Here is a 16,973-nt window from a genome sequence, read left to right on the forward strand (position 1 = left end):
GTGCTAAGAATTTGCTAATTTGACATTCTGAACAGGCCATAACGAGGCAGTATTTTACGGATTTTTGTGCAGATTGACCAGTAACCACACGATGCCATAGCGAATCAAAAATAATGGGAAGTTATGATGGGTATATCGTACCAAAAGAAACGCCAAACTCCTAAGCGAAAGGCCGGCGGTTCGAATCCGCCTGAGGACACTATTTCAAAAAATGCGAAGGTCATTTTTCCATGTGAAAGACGATCTTCGCATTTTTCATTTTGAACCTATCACCAAAATTAGCCAGCTAATGCCATTAGCAGAATTTTCGGTTCCAGCTAATAAAATCAGGCTTCTAGCTAATGAAGCCCCATAAAGCACCTTTTGAACTCTGTTTCCCGGCTCTCTGCTAAAATTGGCGAACGCTTTCCTGTAAATCCATGTAAACACAAGATAAACTGTGTAAATCTATTTTCCACATTCCTGCCTGAAACCGTGTAAATCACTTTTCTCCATACATAGCGCGTTCACTCGCTGTTCTCTCGGAACAGAAAGAGGAACGCGCTTTTTTTGTTTTCGGGCTGAACTTCCCGAATCCACCAAAGGAGGGTTTACCGATGAAAAAAGTTCTGACCGTGACGTTTGACAGCTGCAAGCCCCTGCACACAGCTCCAAGCTCCGCACCCTTCTGCGGTGAGATCGTCTGTGCCGACATCGGCATCCGGGACGAATGGCACCCGGCAGGTCTTGCACAGCTTTAAACGCGGAATTTTGCCCTTACAAAAAAGCACTTTCCCTTATATTTGCATTGCAAATAAGGGAAAGTGCTTTTGTCTTGCTCACTATGAGGTTACTATCGCAAAGGATACGGTCAACTCCCAATAGCGAAAAGATAATACGGCAGCCTTCACTTTTTCAGCACTACGCACTCATAGGGGCGCAGCGTGTCGGCGGTGTCGGGGTAGTTACCCAGCAGTTTCTCGGCATCGGTCCAGCCTACGGGCAGGGGCTTGGCAATTTCCCGCTCCCGCAGGTTGCAGAGAACCAGCAGCTCCGTCTCGCCGTCGTACCGGCGATAGGCTAACAAATCCGCGTTGTCGGGGTACAAGAACTCGATTTTTCCCGCACTGATGACCGGCATTTTCTTGCGCAGGGCCACCAGCGTTTTGTAAAAGCTGCGGATGGAATCCGGGGCGTCCATTTGGGCAGCGGCGTTGATGGCCTTGTAGTTGTCGGCAATGCCGATCCACGGCGTACCGGTGGTAAACCCGGCGTTCTCGCTCGCGTCCCACTGCATCGGGGTGCGGCTGTCGTCGCGGCTGCGCTGGGCGATAATGTCCAGCGTTTCTTCCTCGGACTTGTCCTGCTGGCGCAGAATCTTATAGTAGTTGAGGCTTTCCACATCACGGTACTGGTCAATGGATGTGAAGTGCGGGTTCGTCATGCCCAGCTCCTCACCCTGATAAATGTACGGCGTGCCGCGCATAAAGTGGATGGCCACCGCCAGCATCTCGGCGCTTTCCTTCCAGTAGGTCGTGTCGCTGCCAAAGCGGCTGACCGCACGAGGCTGGTCGTGGTTGCACCAGAACAGCGCATTCCAGCCGCCGTGGGCCTGCATCCCCTCCTGCCAGGTCTGGAACAGTTTCTTCATGGCGAGGTAATCAGGCTCCCTCAATTCCCACTTTTGCCCGTCCTTGTAGTCGACCTTCAGGTGGTGGAAATTGAAGCACATCGTCAGCTCGTGGTTGCCCTCAGCGGTGTAGCCGATGCAGTTTTCCAGCGTGGTGGAGGACATCTCCCCCACCGTGATCATGCCGTCGATGCCGCCCGCGGCGACCAGCTCCTTCAGGTACTTGTGGACGTTGCGGCCATCGGTGTAGAAGCGGCGGCCGTCGCCCTCAAAATCGTCCTCATAGACCTCCGGCTTGGAAATGACGTTGATGACGTCGAAACGGAAACCCTTGATGCCTTTCGCCTTCCAGAATCGCAGGATGTCGGCCATTTCCTCCCGCACGGCGGGGTTCTCCCAGTTCAGGTCGGCTTGCATCACATCGTACAGGTGCAGATACCACTTGCCGAGCCATGGTACATATTCCCACGCAGGGCCGCCGAATTTCGACACCCAGTTCGTCGGGCAGCAGTCGGGCGTGCCGTCCTTGAAGATGTAATAGTCCTGGTACTTTTTGTCGCCCGCCAGTGCTTTTTTGAACCACTCATGCTCGGTGGAGGTGTGGTTGAACACCATGTCCAGCATCAGGCCGATGCCGCGCCTGTCCGCCTCGCGGATAAGCTCCTCCAGATCCTCCATCGTGCCGTAGCGCGGGTCAACGGCACGGTAGTCGGCCACATCATAGCCGTTGTCGCGCTGGGGCGAGGGGAAGAACGGCGTCAGCCAGAGATAGTCAACGCCCAGGTCGGCGAGGTAGTCCAGTTTCGCGGTGACGCCCTTCAAATCGCCGAAGCCGTCACCGTTCGAGTCCATGAAGGATTTCGGGTAAATTTGGTAGACAACTTTATCTTTAAAATCATTCATGGTACACACCTCACAAAATCAGGCAACGCCTTTTTTCCTGCCGACGATGACGGTCAGCACAAAGGGGACGACGATGGCAATGGCCATGCACAGCGCAAAGCTGAGCATATAGGCGGGCTGGATTGACAAAATACCAGGGATGCCGCCGACACCGATGGCGTTGGCCGTGGTGGAAGTTGCCACACAGACGACCGCTGCGATGGCAGATCCAATCATGCCGCAGATAAACGGGAAGTGGAATTTCAGGTTGACACCGAACATGGCAGGCTCGGTAACGCCCAGATAGCAGGAGATGCAAGAGGGAACGTTGACTTCCTGTGCGGCAGCATTCTTGCGCTGCAGGTAGATCATGCCCAGCACGGCGGAGCCCTGTGCAATGTTGGAAAGGGCGATCATCGGCCACAGCATGGTGCCGCCAAAATCGGCGATCAGCTGCATATCAATGGCATTGGACATGTGATGCAGGCCGGTGATGACCAGCGGGGCATAAACAAAACCGAAGATTGCGCCAAAGACCACGCGGAAGGAGCCGGAAATGCCGGCGTAGACGATGTCAGAAATGAAGGTGCCGATCTTCCAGCCGATGGGGCCAAGGACAGTGTGGGCGATGATGACGGACAGCACCAGCGAGCAGAAGGGCACCACGATCATGGAAATGACCGCCGGGCAGATCTTGCGGAAGAATTTTTCTAGATAGACCAGCGTGAACGCGGCCAGCATGGCGGGAATGACCTGCGCCTGATAGCCAATCATGTTGATGGTGAAGAAGCCAAAATCCCATTTGGGGATATCTACCGCTGCCGTGGACGCGACGGCGTAAGCGTTGAGCAGCTGGCCGGAAACCAGCGTCAGGCCGAGGACGATGCCCAGGCTTTGGGTCGTGCCCATTTTCTTTGTGACAGACCAGCAGATGCAGACCGGCAGCATATGGAAGATGGCTTCGCCAATCAGCCACAGGAAGCTGTCAACGCCGGACCAGAACTGACTGATGTTGCACAGCGTCTGGGTGCCGTTATTAAAAAAGTAGATGCTGTCAATGCAGTTGCGGAAGCCAAGGATCAAACCGCCGGTGATGATGGCGGGAATCAATGGGGCAAAAATCTCCGCAAGCACGCTCATGACCTTCTGCAATGCGTTCTGGTTCTGCTTGGCCGCGCTCTTGACAGCTTCCTTCGAGACACCGTCGATGCCGGAGACGGCAATAAAGTCATTGTAGAAATCGCTGACCGTATTGCCGATGATGACCTGGAACTGGCCCGCCTGGGTGAAAGTGCCCTTGGCGGATTTCAGTGCCTCGATCTTGGCAACGTCCGCCTTGGCGGGATCGTTGAGGACAAATCGCATACGCGATACGCAGTGGGATACTGCTGCAATGTTCTCCTTGCCGCCAACGTACTCAAGCAGCAGCCGCGCGTCCTGTTCGTATTTACCCATAATGTTTTCCTCCTTTTGCCCGGTAGAGCGGGCATCTTCGAACTTGTTCATACGGGCATCTTCGAACTTGTTCATACGGGCATCTTCGAACTTGTTCATACAAGTTCTCCTTACAGCCACAGGATACCAGACTTGTTCATACAAGTCAATATGCTTTTGCAAAAAAGCATTGCAGAATGCCTATTTTCGGCACTGCTCACAAGTTACCCCCTTGAAATTTAGCCGAAAAGACGGTATACTAAAGTAAATGTTTGAACAAGTTGCGAGGTACACACCATGCCAAAGGCAAAATATGATGGCATTTATCACAGCATCAAAAAACGCATCGAGGCGCAGGATTACCCCTATCAATCGCTGTTGCCCAGCGAGAATACCTTAATAGAGGAATACGCCTGCTCCCGCAACACAGTTCGACGCGCATTGGCGGAGCTGGTAGCCGACGGCTATGTGCAGACCATGCAGGGGCGCGGCGTGCGGGTCATCTACCAGCCGGTGGGCAAAACGACGTTTACCATCGGCGGCATCGAGACGTTTCAAGAAACCGCCCGCCGCAACCACCTTCGCGCCGTGACGAAGGTCACGAAGTTTGAGACTGTCATCGCAACGGAACAGTTTGCCGCGGAAAGCGGATTTTCTGAGGGCGATGAATTGTGGGCGGTACAGCGTGTGCGTTATCTGGACGGAAAAGCACTGATTCTGGACATCAACTACTTTTTAAAGGAGTTTGTCCCCGGCCTGACACCGGAAATTGCCGCAAACTCTATCTACGATTATATTGAGAACACACTGGGAATGCAGATCATCACCAGCAAGCGCCGCATCACGGTGGAGCACGCCACCGCCCGCGACGAAAATCTGCTGGACATGGGCACCTATGGCTGCGTGGTCGTCGTCGCAAACCAGACTTTCAACGCCGCCGGTCTGCTGTTTGAGTACACCCAGTCCCGCCACCAACCGGACTATTTCTGCTTTCAGGACATTGCCACGCGGAAAAAGTGAGCGGCAGACACCTGGCGCAGGGGGATCCACCTGGGATTTTGCGCTGGGCCGGGGCTCCGGCAAAATGGGTTTTAGGGTGTCCCTGAATCAGAATCTGTTTTATCCACAGTCATCATATATCTTCTTTTGGGCCGAGATCCTTCTAGGGATCCGTTTCAAAATGAACTGCAAGCCGCTATGGATCATCTTGAAAAAATCAAAGGTCTTTTATAATCACTTCAACAAGAAACGCTCCTGCCAGTTTTACACCGACAAGAGCGTTTCTTGTGTTATTCAAAAATATCGGCAAGGGTAAGCAGCTGTACTTCTCCGCGTTCCTGTGCCTGAAGTAGTCCGTCCGTAAATCCGCCTTTCGAGAAAATGTAGTAGTGGTAGTTTGTTCCTTTCCCAAAGACTGCTGCATATTCCCGAATCAGTTCCAGTTCGTCCAAACCGATTTTTTCATTACGGTATTTGCAGGAGCCAATGATATAGTCATTGCCCGCAACCGGCGTTCCGACAATGTCGATCTGGATCTGCTTCTTTTTTTGAGGGTCGGTTCCCCACCACTGCCCGATCTCACTCAACTCGATAGGAAGATCATTCGCATAATAGAGCAAGTAGTCTTGGCACATCTTCTCAAAAATCAGACCCATATAGTCTGGAAAATACTGCTTCACCGCATGGGGGTAGGTCTTTGCGATCCGCCCCGAATCAATGGCACTTGCATTGACCGGCACAAAACGGTACCAAAAACGAAAAAAATTGTCCGCCAGAAGATAGATCGTTTTTTTGCCCGGTTTCTCTGTGATCGGCGTTTCCTTTTTGACGATTCCAAGGTCTATCAACGTTTTGAGGTACTTCGCCACCACAGAGTTTTCTTCACCAACCTTCGTGGTGATATCATTCAGGCGAGAAGCCCCCTCTGCAATTGCCTTGATGATTGCATTATAAATTGCCGGTTCACGCAGCTCCTGCTTTAACAGGTTGGCCGGTTCCTCATAGAGGTAGCTGGAACGGTCAAACAAGTTTTCCATCAGTGCTTCATCTACGCTGTCCCGAACATCCAATTTGTTGATATAATGCGGAACGCCGCCTGTAATGCCATAAATCAGGGCGTTGTCTTCCTCGGACAGATTCGGATGGAATACCGCAGTTTCCCTATAATCCAGCGGCATGATCTTGAATTGCGCTGTTCTGCGCCCATACAGAGGGCTTTCTTTGCCCAAGACCTGACTTTCCATAAAACTCATGGACGAGCCACACAGGATCAGGTACATTTGGGAATCTGTCCATTTATGGTCGATGATGTGCTGAAGCATTGCGGAAATAGCGGGTTTAGCCTTTGCAAGATAAGGGTACTCATCAATTACAAATACGATTCGCTGCTCCTTGGAGAGAGCTGTCAGTTCGTCCAATGTTGCATCGTAGGTTGTAAATTCCGGAGATGATTCTGCATTGGGTCGTTCAAAACTCATGATTGCCTTGGACAAGGCTTCCAGATTTTCTTTTCCGGTCGTATTCAAGGCAGAGAAGAAAATGGTCGGTTTGTCCTTGCAGAATTCATTGATCAGCGCAGTTTTTCCGACACGGCGTCTGCCGTAAATGACAACGCATTCAAACTTTCCATTCTCATATCGTTTGTTTAACTTCCGAAGTTCCTCATCGCGGCAGTAAAATTGGCTCATTTTGTTCCCTCCCCAAAGTGTATTTATCGAATTTATATACTCGTAAGTTAGTTTCTTACGAGTATAATACTTCATTTCTTACATAAAGTCAAGAAATATATTTTTGACGGCTCATCGAGAAACAGGAACGATACTTCCTATTTTCCTCAAAAATTGTGAACTCTGAGTTCCTGTTCATTTCGTTCCGCATCGGTTACAATACAGCCATAGCCTCGGCAAGCGTTCAAAGCAGCCCTCAAGCTATCCCGCCCCTTGAAAATTGAACACGCATTCTTCAGTCACGTTCCTGTGATGATGAGCCACGTCCGTAACAAATGCGATGATCTCCCACTGAGGGAATGAGCGGTAGGTTGACGGTAAATACGAAGCCGTTGACCCTATGTGTGGAAAGCGTCAGCATCAATACGTTTCTCCCGGCACGGTTCGTTCGGTTCACAAAATTTTGAGAAGTGCCTTTGAGCAGGCTGTAAAGTGGGAACTTATGGAAAAGGATCCCTGTGTTTATGCCACCTTGCCCAAATACACTGCAAAGAAGCGTGATATCTGGACTGCCGAGACCCTGTTCCATGCCTTGGAAGTGTGTAATGATCCACGGCTCCGGCTCTGCATCAACCTCTCCTTCTCTTGTTCTCTGCGCCTTGGCGAACTGCTCGGTTTGACTTGGGATTGCGTGGATATCTCTCCTGAAAGCATCGAAGCCGGGCGAGCCTCCATTTACATAAATAAGGAATTGCAGCGTGTAGACATTGCTTCGCTAAAAATCTTGCAAAGAACCTATAAACCTCTATACATAAGCAGCGGCAGCTTTCCGATTTGGAAAACCGCCGCTGTTTTACTTTTTCCATGTCTTGCACATCAGTCCCCGACATGATACACTTCTATAAAAGGGGTGGTCGGCATGGAGCAGGTGCACACAATGCGGAAATATGAATATTATGACCGTGATACCCTTTGCAGTATCATTGACGTAGATTTCACCACAAAGCAGGTGCGTGTGGAAAACAAAGTGGATTCTATTCTGGACACCGCTTTCGGGGTCAACACGGAACCCACTTGGGATGATTTTCTGATTTTTTTAGAGAGTCGTTGTATTCCAAGAACTCGCTGCGGGCTTAACTATTACCTTGATGCTGTCGGGGTTTCCGAATATGATCCGATACAGCTAATGGAAAAGACACATGGTCGGATGGCAGAAGATCATAGGATAGCAATTCCTGACCGTATCTTTTTGTTAATAACTATCTCGTTTATATACACACACCGAGTCAAAAGCCGTTTTGCAGAACACTTTACCAGGAGAGTTGACAAACTCGCCGTTTTTGCGTATTATAATAGGAACAAGGGGGTCGTGTGCCCCTTTGGCAAAAAGCGAACAGCCTTGACGAGGAGAGTACGCCCCGCCTGCGCCTGACAGAAAGCCCGAAGGATGGAACCGGGCAGGTGAGCACGGAGTGGAAGATGGCCTCTGAGCTGTGGGGGTGAAGCGGCACGCCGCCAAGCCCCCGCCGGGTGCGCCCGTTACCGCGCAGAGGCCGGGTTCATCCCGGCACGCAAGGCCATGCCTGCAAGGGCGCGGCGAAGCAAGGTGGTACCACGGAAGTTCAGCTCCCGTCCTTGTCCGGTGCATTCCGGCAGGACGGGAGCTTTTTTGTGACACAGCCACAACAGAAAGGAAGAATCATCCCCCATGAGCGAACACAACACATTCTACATCACGACCCCCATCTACTATCCCAGCGACAAGCTGCACATCGGCCACAGCTACACCACCGTGGCCTGCGACGCGCTGGCCCGCTTCAAGCGGATGCAGGGCAAGGAAGTCATGTTCCTGACCGGCACCGATGAGCATGGCCAGAAGATCCAGGACAAGGCCGCCGATGCAGGCGTGACCCCCAAGGAGTACGTTGACCGGATCGTTGCCACCGTCAAGGATCTGTGGAAGCTGCTGGATGTCAGCTATGACCGCTTCATCCGCACCACCGATGACTACCATGTGGAGACCTGCCAGAAGATCTTCACCCAGCTGTATGAGCAGGGCGATATCTACAAGGGCGAGTACATCGGCCACTACTGCAAGCCCTGCGAGAGCTTCTGGACCGACAGCCAGCTGGTGGACGGCAAGTGCCCCGACTGCGGCCGCGAGGTCTATGATGCCCACGAGGAGGCCTACTTCTTCAAGACCGGCAAGTATGCCGACCGCCTGCTGAAGTACTACGAGGAGAATCCCCAGTTCATCCAGCCCGAGAGCCGGAAGAACGAGATGATCGCCTTTATCAAGCAGGGCCTGCAGGACACCTGTGTTTCCCGCACCTCTGTCAAGTGGGGCATCCCCGTTCCCTTTGACCCCAAGCACACCATGTATGTCTGGGTCGATGCGCTGAGCAACTATATCTCCGCGCTGGGCTACGGCAACGAGACCTACCACGATTACAACAAGTTCTGGCCTGCTGACCTGCACATGGTGGGCAAGGAGATCCTGCGCTTCCACACCATCCTGTGGCCCGCCATGCTGATGGCTCTGGATCTGCCGCTGCCCAAGCGCGTGTTTGGCCACGGCTGGCTGCTGATGAACGGCGGCAAGATGTCCAAGTCCGTGGGCAACGTTGTGGACCCCGTGGTCCTGTGTGACCGCTACGGCGTGGACTCCATCCGCTACTTCCTGCTGCGTGAGATCCCCTTTGGCAACGACGGCATGTTCACCAACGAGTCCCTGATCAACCGCATCAACAGCGACCTGGCCAACGACCTGGGCAACCTGCTCAGCCGCACCGTTGCCATGTGCGAGAAGTACTTCGGCGGCACGGTCCACAAGGCCGCTGGCACCGTGGCCATCGACACGGAGCTGGAGACCATGGTCAATGAGCTGCTGGGCAAGGTCACTGCCGATATGGACAACCTGACCATCCCCCAGGCCCTGATGGAGATCTTTGCCGTGATCCAGCGCGCCAACAAGTATATCGACGAGACCGCTCCCTGGGCTCTGGCCAAGGACGAGGCCAACAAGGCCCGTCTGGAGAGCGTGCTCTACCACCTGTGCGAGGCACTGCGTGTGGCAGGCATCCTGCTGAACGCTTACCTGCCCTCCACCGCTCCCAAGATGATGGATCAGCTGGGCCTGTCCACTGCCGACATCGACCTGAGCAAGGCTGCTTACGGCGTGCAGGAGACCTACACCGTCCACAAGGGCGATGCCCTGTTCCCCCGCATTGACGTGGCCAAGGAGATTGCCCACCTGAAGGAAGAGGACGAGAAGCGCAAGGCCGCTGCCGAAGCTGCCAACAAGGCCAAGGCCGAAGCCGAAAAGGCTGCTGCCGCCCCCGCTGCTGAGGAGAGCACCGTTGATTTCACCCATGAGGAAGAGATCGACTTTGACACCTTCTGCAAGGTGGAGCTGCGCGTGGCCGAGGTGCGCGCCTGCGAGAACCTGAAGGAGAGCAAGAAGCTGCTCCACCTGACCGTGTTTGACGGCGAGCGTGAGCGCTGCATCCTGTCCGGCATTGCCAAGTGGTTCAAGCCGGAGGATCTGATCGGCAAGAAGATCGGCATCGTCTGCAATCTGGCCCCCCGCCCCATGCTGAAGGGCAAGTATGTCAGCGAGGGCATGATCTTTGCTGCCGACACCGCTGACGGCGGCTGCTCCATCGCCTTCTACGGCGACAACACCCCCGTTGGCAGCCGCATCCACTGAGCCATGGAGACACAGCTGAGCCGCGCCGAAAAGCTGGACCGGCTTTTCGGCACACCGGCTTTTGCCGTTATCATCGCCATCCTTTGCAACGCCATGTGGGGTTCGGCTTTCCCTTTCATCAAGCTGGGTTACCGGCTCTTTGCCATCGACACCGCTGACACGGCCTCCATTCTCTGCTTTGCAGGGGTACGGTTCATGCTGGGCAGTGTGCTGGTACTGGGCGGCAGCCTGCTGCTGGAGGGCAGGCTCCCCGCCATGCCCAAGGGGAAGATCCTGGCCGAATGCTGTGCATTGGGCCTGTGGCAAACCACAGCGCAGTATGCCTTTTTCTACAGCGCTGTTGCCCTGCTCACCGGTGCCTTTGGGGGCATCCTGAACAGCACCCAGAGCTTTCTGGGGGTCATCTTCGCCCATTTCCTTTACGGCAGGGCTGACCGCATGACCCCGGCCAAGGCGCTGGGCTGCGGCATCGGCTTTGCGGGCGTTCTCATCGCCACGTTGGGCAACCACGGCGGCGGCAGCGCCCGGGGCGTAGCCTATATGCTCATTGCCACCGTCCTTTTCACGCTGGCAGGCCCCTGGAACAAATCCGTCACCCGCCGGGCAGACAGCTTTGCCGTCTGCTTTGTGAACCTGTTCGTGGGCGGTGCAGCCCTGTTCCTGCTGGGCGCTGTTCTGGGCGGACGGCTGGAACACTGGTCTGTGCTCAGCGTGCTGGACCTGCTGGCGCTGGCTTTCATCTGCGGCGCGGGCTACATCGTCTGGGCCCTGCTGATGAAGAACAACCCCGTCAGCCGGATTGCCATCTTCGGGTTCGTGAACCCGGTGGTGAATGTCCTGCTCAGCGCCCTCATCAATGGGGAGCCGCTGTTCCGGTGGCAGTATCTGGGGGCGCTGGTGCTGGTCTGCATCGGCATCTGGCTGGTAAACAAGGCCCCCGCCAAAAAGGAGCGTGCCCTGTAATATGGAATACCCCATTTTTGATACCCACGCCCATTACAGCGCCCGTGCCTTTGACGCGGACCGCTTTGCCCTGCTGGACAGCCTGCCCGGCAAAGGGGTGGTGGGCGTGTGCGAGCAGGCCACCCATTCGGGCGATGCGCCCAAGGTGCTGGAGCTGGCCCACAAATATCCCTGGGTGTACGCCGCCGTCGGCATCCACCCGGAGAGCCTGCTGGCCCCGGAGGATTGCGGTGAGGAAGGCCCCGCCCCTACTGTCTCGGTATACAGCGGCGACTGGGCCGCAGAGATGCGTGCCCTTGCCCCCTATTACGAGGACCCCAAGGTGGTGGCTGTGGGGGAGTGCGGACTGGATTACCACTGGCCCGTGCCCAAGGATGCCCAGCTGGCGCTGTTTGAGGCCGAGATCCGGCTGGCACTGGAACTGGACAAGCCCATCATCGTACACGACCGCAGCGCCCACGCCGATGTCTACGCCTTGCTGAAAAAGTACCGGCCCAAGGGCATCGTCCACTGCTATTCCGGCAGCGCCGATGACGCGCTCTGGCTGGCAGAGCAGGGGCTCTACATTGGCTTTGGCGGGGCCTGCACCTTCAAGGGGGCCAAGCGTGCCGCCAAGGCCATTGCCACCCTGCCGCTGGAACGCATCGTCCTGGAAACTGACTGCCCCTATATGGCCCCGGAGCCTGTCCGCGGCACCCGCTGCGACAGCTCCCTCATCCGCTATGTGGGCGAGCATATCGCCAGCACCAAGGGTGAGGAACCGGAGCAGGTGTTCCGGCAGACGGTGGAGAATGCCTGCCAGGTATATAACCTCTCCGTCTGAAACCGACAGCAGCCGTGCATAGAGGGCAGGGCCTATCCGTTATCTACAAAAGCATTAAGCTTCTGTATAAATCAAGCAATAAACTACAAATAGTCAATTAAGGAGATATCACTTATGAAAGCTCGTATTCCGCAGCACCGTGAATTCATCATCAACTTCCCCGACACTGTTGACAACGCCAAGGCCAACGAGGGCTGGGCAAAGCTGCAGCAGATCGTGGAGGACTACAAGAAGGACCACAACGGTGCTTCCGTCTACGCACCCAGCTTCATCGAGGACTGCGAGCCTGCCGTCAAGAAACTGCAGGAAGAGTATGGTTTCGAGTACACCGTTGAATACGTGAAGTAAGTTCTGAGTTTTCAGTATATTGCATTAAAAAGAGCAGAGTGTTCCAGCCAGCTGGCTGGAGCGCTCTGCTCTTTGTTTTATTCCAGGTACTGCGGCAAATTCCATGAGCCGCGCAGTACACGGTGGATCTCCACCACCTTGACGTTCTCATTGACATGGTAAAACACCAGATACTGGTCTGCCACCAGCTTGCGGTAGGTCGGGTCAAGGGCATAGACTTCACACATCCGTGGGGTATCCCCCAGCTTTGTGATCTTTTCCCGCATTTCTTTCAGCACACGGCGGGCCGTTTGGGGGTAGAAGCCGGACAAACACCGGGCAATGTCATTCAAGTCCTGTACAGCAAGGGGCAGATATTTGATCTTATACGTCATACTGTTCGTGGAGCGTCTCCCATACGCTTTCATGCTCTGTCCACTGCGTGTTGGGGTCTGCCGCCTGCTGTTTTGCCTTGGCAAGCTCCTCGACAACATACCGCTGGTGCATGAACTCCTCATACTTGGCGTAGTCCTCAATGTTGATGAGGACGGATTCCCCACGACCATGATTTGTGATAATAACATGATTGTGGTCTTTCAACATCTCTGAAATTTCAGCGTAGTGGTTGCGCAGATCACGGGATGGGCGAACAAATGTCTGCATCATAAGTGACACCTCCTGTCAAAAGCATTGTATCACATTATGACTACATATACAAGGATAATTACAATCGTTTTATTTCAGCTCCATATTGATGGACTTTTCCGTAAAGCCATAGTTCCGGTACATCTCATACGCCATTTTATTTTTAGCGTTCACCTGCAGTTCAATGGTGTCGCATCCCTTTTCTGCTTTGAGTTGCTTCACCTTATCAAAGAACTGGTGCCCGATGCCCTTCCCGCGATACGCCTCATCCACCGCCATGGTGCTGACGAACAAGATATCTTTCGTCACCTGTGCCGGGCTTTCCACATGCCGCTTAAACACTTCCAGAACACCAACAACGATGCCGTCCGTCTCGGCAATATACCAGCTGTCCCATTTCAGGAGTTCGCCAAACAGTTCCTTTGTAATCAATGGGCTGGCCGGCTTGTAGACATCCGGCCGCCACTCGACATGCATCTGCTGGACCTGATCCATAATAGCAGAAAATCGGTCATAATCCTGCATCTGCGGGGTACGGATCGTTATTTTCATCTCGTTTTCTCCTTGTTGTATCAAAACTGCCCTGTCAGACACGGTTTCGGGTCCAGACAGGGCAGTTTGAGTTTCTTTTCAGTTGCCCGCTTCCACCTTGCTCAGCAGGATGCGGTCATTGTCCAGGGCCTTGCCGGCATTCTCGCGGAACTTTTCCAGCAGGTCGTCCACGGTCATCTTCCTGCGCTCCTCGCCCTTGACATCGAACACGATGCGGCCGCCGTCCATCATCAGGGTGCGGTTGCCCAGCTCGAGGGCCTGATGCATGTTGTGGGTGACCATCAGGCAGGTGATCTTTTTCTCGGCCACGATGCTCTTGGTCAGCTCCAGCACCTTCTCCGCCGTGGCAGGGTCGAGGGCTGCGGTGTGCTCGTCCAGCAGCAGGAGCTTGGGGGTAACGAGGGTGGCCATGAGCAGGGTCAGCGCCTGCCGCTGGCCGCCGGAAAGCAGACCCACCGGCTGCTTCATCCGGTCCTCAAGGCCCATGTTCAACAGGGCAAGTTTTTCCCGGAACAGCTCCTTATCCTTGCGGGAGATGCGGGAGAAGATGGCGTGGGGGGCGGTTCCTGCCCGGAGATAGGCCAGCGCAAGGTTTTCCTCAATGGTCATATTGGGGGCCGTGCCCTTGAGGGGGTCCTGGAACAGGTGGCCGATGACCTTGCTGCGCTCATACTCGGGCGCAAAGGTAATGTCCTGCCCGCCCAGCACGATGCTGCCCTCGTCGGCAATGAAACCGCCGGTGATGGCGTTGAACATGGTGGATTTGCCCGCGCCGTTGGAGCCCACGATGGTGGCAAAGTCGCCCGCCTCCATGTGCAGGCTCACACCGTTCAGGGCCACCTTTTCGTTGACGGTGCCGGGGTTAAAGGTCTTGTGCAGGTTGTTCAGCTCCAGCATTTCCATTTCAGTGCACCTCCTTCCGGGCATTGTGCTTGCGCTGCTCAAAGGCAAACTTTGCCCGGATGGCAGGCATCGAGATGGCCACAGCCACGATGAGGGCGCTCACCAGCTTCATGGCGGCGGCGGGCACATTGAAGCGCAGGGCCACGGCCACGATAAAGCGATACAGGCAGCTGCCGAACACCACGCCCAGCACCCGGCGCACCATGGTGCGCTTGCCCACCAGCGTTTCGCCGATGATAAGGGAAGCCAGTGCAATGGTCACCATGCCAGTGCCCACGTTGATGTCGCTGCTCTTCTGATACTGGGCCAGCAGGCCGCCGGAAAGGGCGGTCAGCGCGCCCGAGATGCACAGGCCCACTGTGATGGTGAAGGCCGGGTTGATGCTGGAGGCCCGCACCATGGCGGCATTGTCGCCGGTGGCGCGGATGGAAAGGCCCAGCCGGGTGCCCAGGAAACCCACCATGGCGGCACAGGCGATCACAATGACCGCCGCCGCGATGACCAGCTTATACCAGCCGCCCGTAAAGGCCAGTGCGGATTTTGCCAGCGAGAACACCGTATCGGTCTTGACCAGGGACATCGTGGACGAAAAGCCCATGACCGCCAGATTGATGGTATACAGGCCGGTGTTCACGATGATGCCTGCCATGATGCTCTCAACGCCCAGACGTGTCTGCAAAAAGGCGGTGACAAAGCCCGAACACACACCCGCCGCCATGGCCGCGAACAGGGCCAGGATGGGGTGGCCTGTCAGCGCCACCTGGCAGGCCACGGCACAGCCAAGGGTGAAGCAGCCATCGGTGGACAGGTCGGCAATGTTCAGGATCGAATAGCTCAGAAACAGCGCCAGCGCCACCAGACCGTAAATGCAGCCCAGCTCCAGCGCCGTCTGGATCACGTTGAGCGAAAAGATACTCGCCAGCATGGTTGATGTACTCCTTTTTAGAAATTCTCCTGCGTGGTCACTACCACAATTTCGGTGCAATAGGGCTTGAAGGCTTCCTTGACGGTGTCGAGGTCAAGGCCCAGTGCCTCACAGCTCTCGGTGTTGATGGTGACGATGCCGTTATCGAAGGTCTGGTAGGGCAGGTCTGCGGGGGTCTTGCCGCCGCAGAGCAGCTCCACTACCATATCGGCGGTGGCCTCGCCCAGCTGGACGTAATCCACGCCGTAGCCCACAAAGGCACCGTTCAGTGCAAAGCTGTCGGCACCAGTGAAGTGCATCACGCCTGCATCGGTAAAGGTCTCGTAGATGGACAGCTCTGCGGTCATCACGGTGTTGTCGGTGGGAGTGAACACTGCCTTGACACCGGCGGCCACAAGGGCCTCGGCAGCCATCTGCACCTCAGCGGTGGTGGTGCCGTTCTTTTCAATGTACTTGATGCCCTTGCTGTCGCAGAACGCCTTGGCATCGGCGATGGCCTGGGTGGAGGCATCCTGGCTCAGGTCGTACAGCAGGCCGATGGTGTCGATGTCGGGGTTGATGGCAGTGATGAGGTTCATAATGGCCTCGGTGTTCAGAGCATCGGAGGTGCCGGTGATGCCCTCCTCCCCGTCAAACCCGGCAGAAACAGGATCGGTGACGGCAGAGTAGACCACAGGGATGTCGGTGTCCTCCACAGCGGCCAGCATGGTGGCGGCGGTGGGGGTGGCCACGGCCACAATGACATCTACCTGGTCGGCCACCAGGTCTGCACCGATCTGGTTCAGGTTGGACTGGTCAGCCTGGGCGTTGGCGTAGTAATCGGCATAGTCGAAGGTCACGCCCTTCTCCGCGCCCACCTCATCCAGGCGGCTCTCAACAGAGGCCACGATCTGGTTCAGGGAAGCATGATCCACATAGTTGACGATGCCCACCTTAAAGGTCTGGCCTGCCTCAGAAGCGGCGGCAGCGGAACCGGCAGCGCTGGAAGCGGTGCTGGATGCTGCGGCAGAAGAGCCGGAGGAGCCGCAGCCGGTCAGGCCCAGTGCGGATACGACAGCGGCTGCGGCGGTAGCCTTCAGGAAGCTGCGGCGGGAGATCATGTTCATGGTTTTCATAGCGGTTGCTCCTTTCCCGGAGCGGGCGGCCCAAAAAATAAAACCCGCTCCACCTGCGGAACGGGTAAAATAAAAACGGCCCCGTCCCTGTGTGTTCATCCACAAGGACAGAGTCGAGAAATTCGAATCTGCGGTGCCACCTTGCTTGCTCCGCTCGTCTTCCCGCCATGGAAAACTGCAGGAGCCCCTCAACGGAGAGCCAACACTCCCCTGCCCTGTAACGGAGGCTTCCGTCCCAAGCTACTAAAGGCACTGCCCTGTTTGCCCGGCCCTCGGCGGCCCACGAACTCTGCCCCGCTCTCTGCCCGTTTTCACCATTCGGGCTCACTGTAAGTGCGCTTGCAGGTTCTCTTCCGCCTCATCGGTTTGTTGATTGCATTATACGCTTTATTTTCATAAAGTCAAGAGGGAATTTTTCAT

At 55.3% G+C, this 16,973-nt stretch carries 16 protein-coding genes and 1 pseudogene; 8 read left to right on the forward strand and 9 right to left on the reverse strand.

Features of this window, described 5'->3' with window-relative positions; all coding sequences use genetic code 11:
• Positions 1 to 596: 596 nt before the first annotated feature.
• The gene (locus J3351_RS04740; protein ID WP_156061935.1) at positions 597 to 740 is read left to right on the forward strand and encodes a hypothetical protein; all 144 of its coding nucleotides are present in this window, start codon (positions 597 to 599) and stop codon (positions 738 to 740) included.
• Positions 741 to 886: 146 nt separating this feature from the next.
• Here J3351_RS04740 and treC read toward each other — a convergent pair whose 3' ends face one another.
• Both treC and treP read right to left on the reverse strand, forming a co-directional pair.
• Positions 887 to 2,512, reverse strand: coding sequence for an alpha,alpha-phosphotrehalase (gene treC, locus J3351_RS04745; protein WP_156061934.1), 1,626 nt, complete (start codon positions 2,510 to 2,512; stop codon positions 887 to 889).
• 18 nt (positions 2,513 to 2,530) lie between these two features.
• On the reverse strand, positions 2,531 to 3,946 hold the full coding sequence (gene treP, locus J3351_RS04750) for a PTS system trehalose-specific EIIBC component (RefSeq protein WP_156062015.1): 1,416 nt from the start codon (positions 3,944 to 3,946) through the stop codon (positions 2,531 to 2,533).
• Between the two features lie 276 nt (positions 3,947 to 4,222).
• On the opposite strand from treP, the gene treR reads away from it, so the two are divergent.
• On the forward strand, positions 4,223 to 4,945 hold the full coding sequence (gene treR, locus J3351_RS04755; protein ID WP_156061933.1) for a trehalose operon repressor: 723 nt from the start codon (positions 4,223 to 4,225) through the stop codon (positions 4,943 to 4,945).
• Positions 4,946 to 5,214: 269 nt separating this feature from the next.
• Here the strand turns inward: treR and J3351_RS04760 are convergent, their stop codons facing one another.
• On the reverse strand, positions 5,215 to 6,612 hold the full coding sequence (locus J3351_RS04760) for an ATP-binding protein (RefSeq protein ID WP_156061932.1): 1,398 nt from the start codon (positions 6,610 to 6,612) through the stop codon (positions 5,215 to 5,217).
• 409 nt (positions 6,613 to 7,021) lie between these two features.
• Here J3351_RS04760 and J3351_RS04765 point away from each other — a divergent pair.
• The 6 genes and pseudogenes from J3351_RS04765 to J3351_RS04785 form a co-directional block, all read left to right on the forward strand.
• Positions 7,022 to 7,369: pseudogene (locus J3351_RS04765) on the forward strand (site-specific integrase); the annotation flags it as partial.
• Between the two features lie 593 nt (positions 7,370 to 7,962).
• Entirely contained in the window at positions 7,963 to 8,094 is a 132-nt protein-coding gene (locus J3351_RS14240) for a hypothetical protein (RefSeq protein ID WP_255536604.1), read from the forward strand.
• A 205-nt stretch (positions 8,095 to 8,299) separates the two neighbouring features.
• Positions 8,300 to 10,300 carry a methionine--tRNA ligase gene (gene metG, locus J3351_RS04770; protein WP_207697220.1) on the forward strand — a complete coding sequence of 667 codons (2,001 nt, stop codon included), beginning with the start codon at positions 8,300 to 8,302 and terminating at the stop codon, positions 10,298 to 10,300.
• Between the two features lie 3 nt (positions 10,301 to 10,303).
• Positions 10,304 to 11,263 (forward strand): DMT family transporter, encoded by a 960-nt coding sequence (locus tag J3351_RS04775; protein ID WP_207684885.1) that lies wholly within the window; start codon positions 10,304 to 10,306, stop codon positions 11,261 to 11,263.
• A 1-nt stretch (position 11,264) separates the two neighbouring features.
• The gene (locus J3351_RS04780) at positions 11,265 to 12,086 is read left to right on the forward strand and encodes a TatD family hydrolase (RefSeq protein ID WP_207684886.1); all 822 of its coding nucleotides are present in this window, start codon (positions 11,265 to 11,267) and stop codon (positions 12,084 to 12,086) included.
• Between the two features lie 114 nt (positions 12,087 to 12,200).
• On the forward strand, positions 12,201 to 12,434 hold the full coding sequence (locus tag J3351_RS04785; RefSeq protein ID WP_005933001.1) for a hypothetical protein: 234 nt from the start codon (positions 12,201 to 12,203) through the stop codon (positions 12,432 to 12,434).
• Between the two features lie 77 nt (positions 12,435 to 12,511).
• Here the strand turns inward: J3351_RS04785 and J3351_RS04790 are convergent, their stop codons facing one another.
• The 6 genes from J3351_RS04790 to J3351_RS04815 all read right to left on the reverse strand — a co-directional run bounded on the left by J3351_RS04790 (position 12,512) and on the right by J3351_RS04815 (position 16,553).
• A complete protein-coding gene (locus J3351_RS04790) occupies positions 12,512 to 12,808 on the reverse strand; it encodes a type II toxin-antitoxin system RelE/ParE family toxin (protein WP_156065996.1) in 297 nt (98 codons plus the stop codon).
• Positions 12,798 to 13,079, reverse strand: a complete 282-nt coding sequence (locus tag J3351_RS04795; protein WP_156061930.1) for a type II toxin-antitoxin system prevent-host-death family antitoxin — start codon at positions 13,077 to 13,079, stop codon at positions 12,798 to 12,800. The genes J3351_RS04790 and J3351_RS04795 overlap by 11 nt, the downstream gene beginning before the upstream one ends.
• A 69-nt stretch (positions 13,080 to 13,148) precedes the next feature.
• Positions 13,149 to 13,610: a GNAT family N-acetyltransferase gene (locus tag J3351_RS04800; protein WP_207697221.1), complete on the reverse strand. Its 462-nt coding sequence runs from the start codon at positions 13,608 to 13,610 to the stop codon at positions 13,149 to 13,151.
• Positions 13,611 to 13,688: 78 nt separating this feature from the next.
• Complete coding sequence (locus J3351_RS04805) at positions 13,689 to 14,507, reverse strand: ABC transporter ATP-binding protein (RefSeq protein WP_304999669.1); 819 nt, start codon at positions 14,505 to 14,507, stop codon at positions 13,689 to 13,691.
• Between the two features lie 7 nt (positions 14,508 to 14,514).
• Positions 14,515 to 15,438, reverse strand: a complete 924-nt coding sequence (locus J3351_RS04810; protein WP_005932996.1) for an ABC transporter permease — start codon at positions 15,436 to 15,438, stop codon at positions 14,515 to 14,517.
• 17 nt (positions 15,439 to 15,455) lie between these two features.
• On the reverse strand, positions 15,456 to 16,553 hold the full coding sequence (locus tag J3351_RS04815; RefSeq protein WP_035394134.1) for an ABC transporter substrate-binding protein: 1,098 nt from the start codon (positions 16,551 to 16,553) through the stop codon (positions 15,456 to 15,458).
• Between the last annotated feature and the right edge of the window lie 420 nt (positions 16,554 to 16,973).

Origin of the sequence: Faecalibacterium sp. Marseille-Q0746, assembly GCF_017377595.1 — a bacterium.
Taxonomy (GTDB): domain Bacteria; phylum Bacillota; class Clostridia; order Oscillospirales; family Ruminococcaceae; genus Faecalibacterium; species Faecalibacterium duncaniae.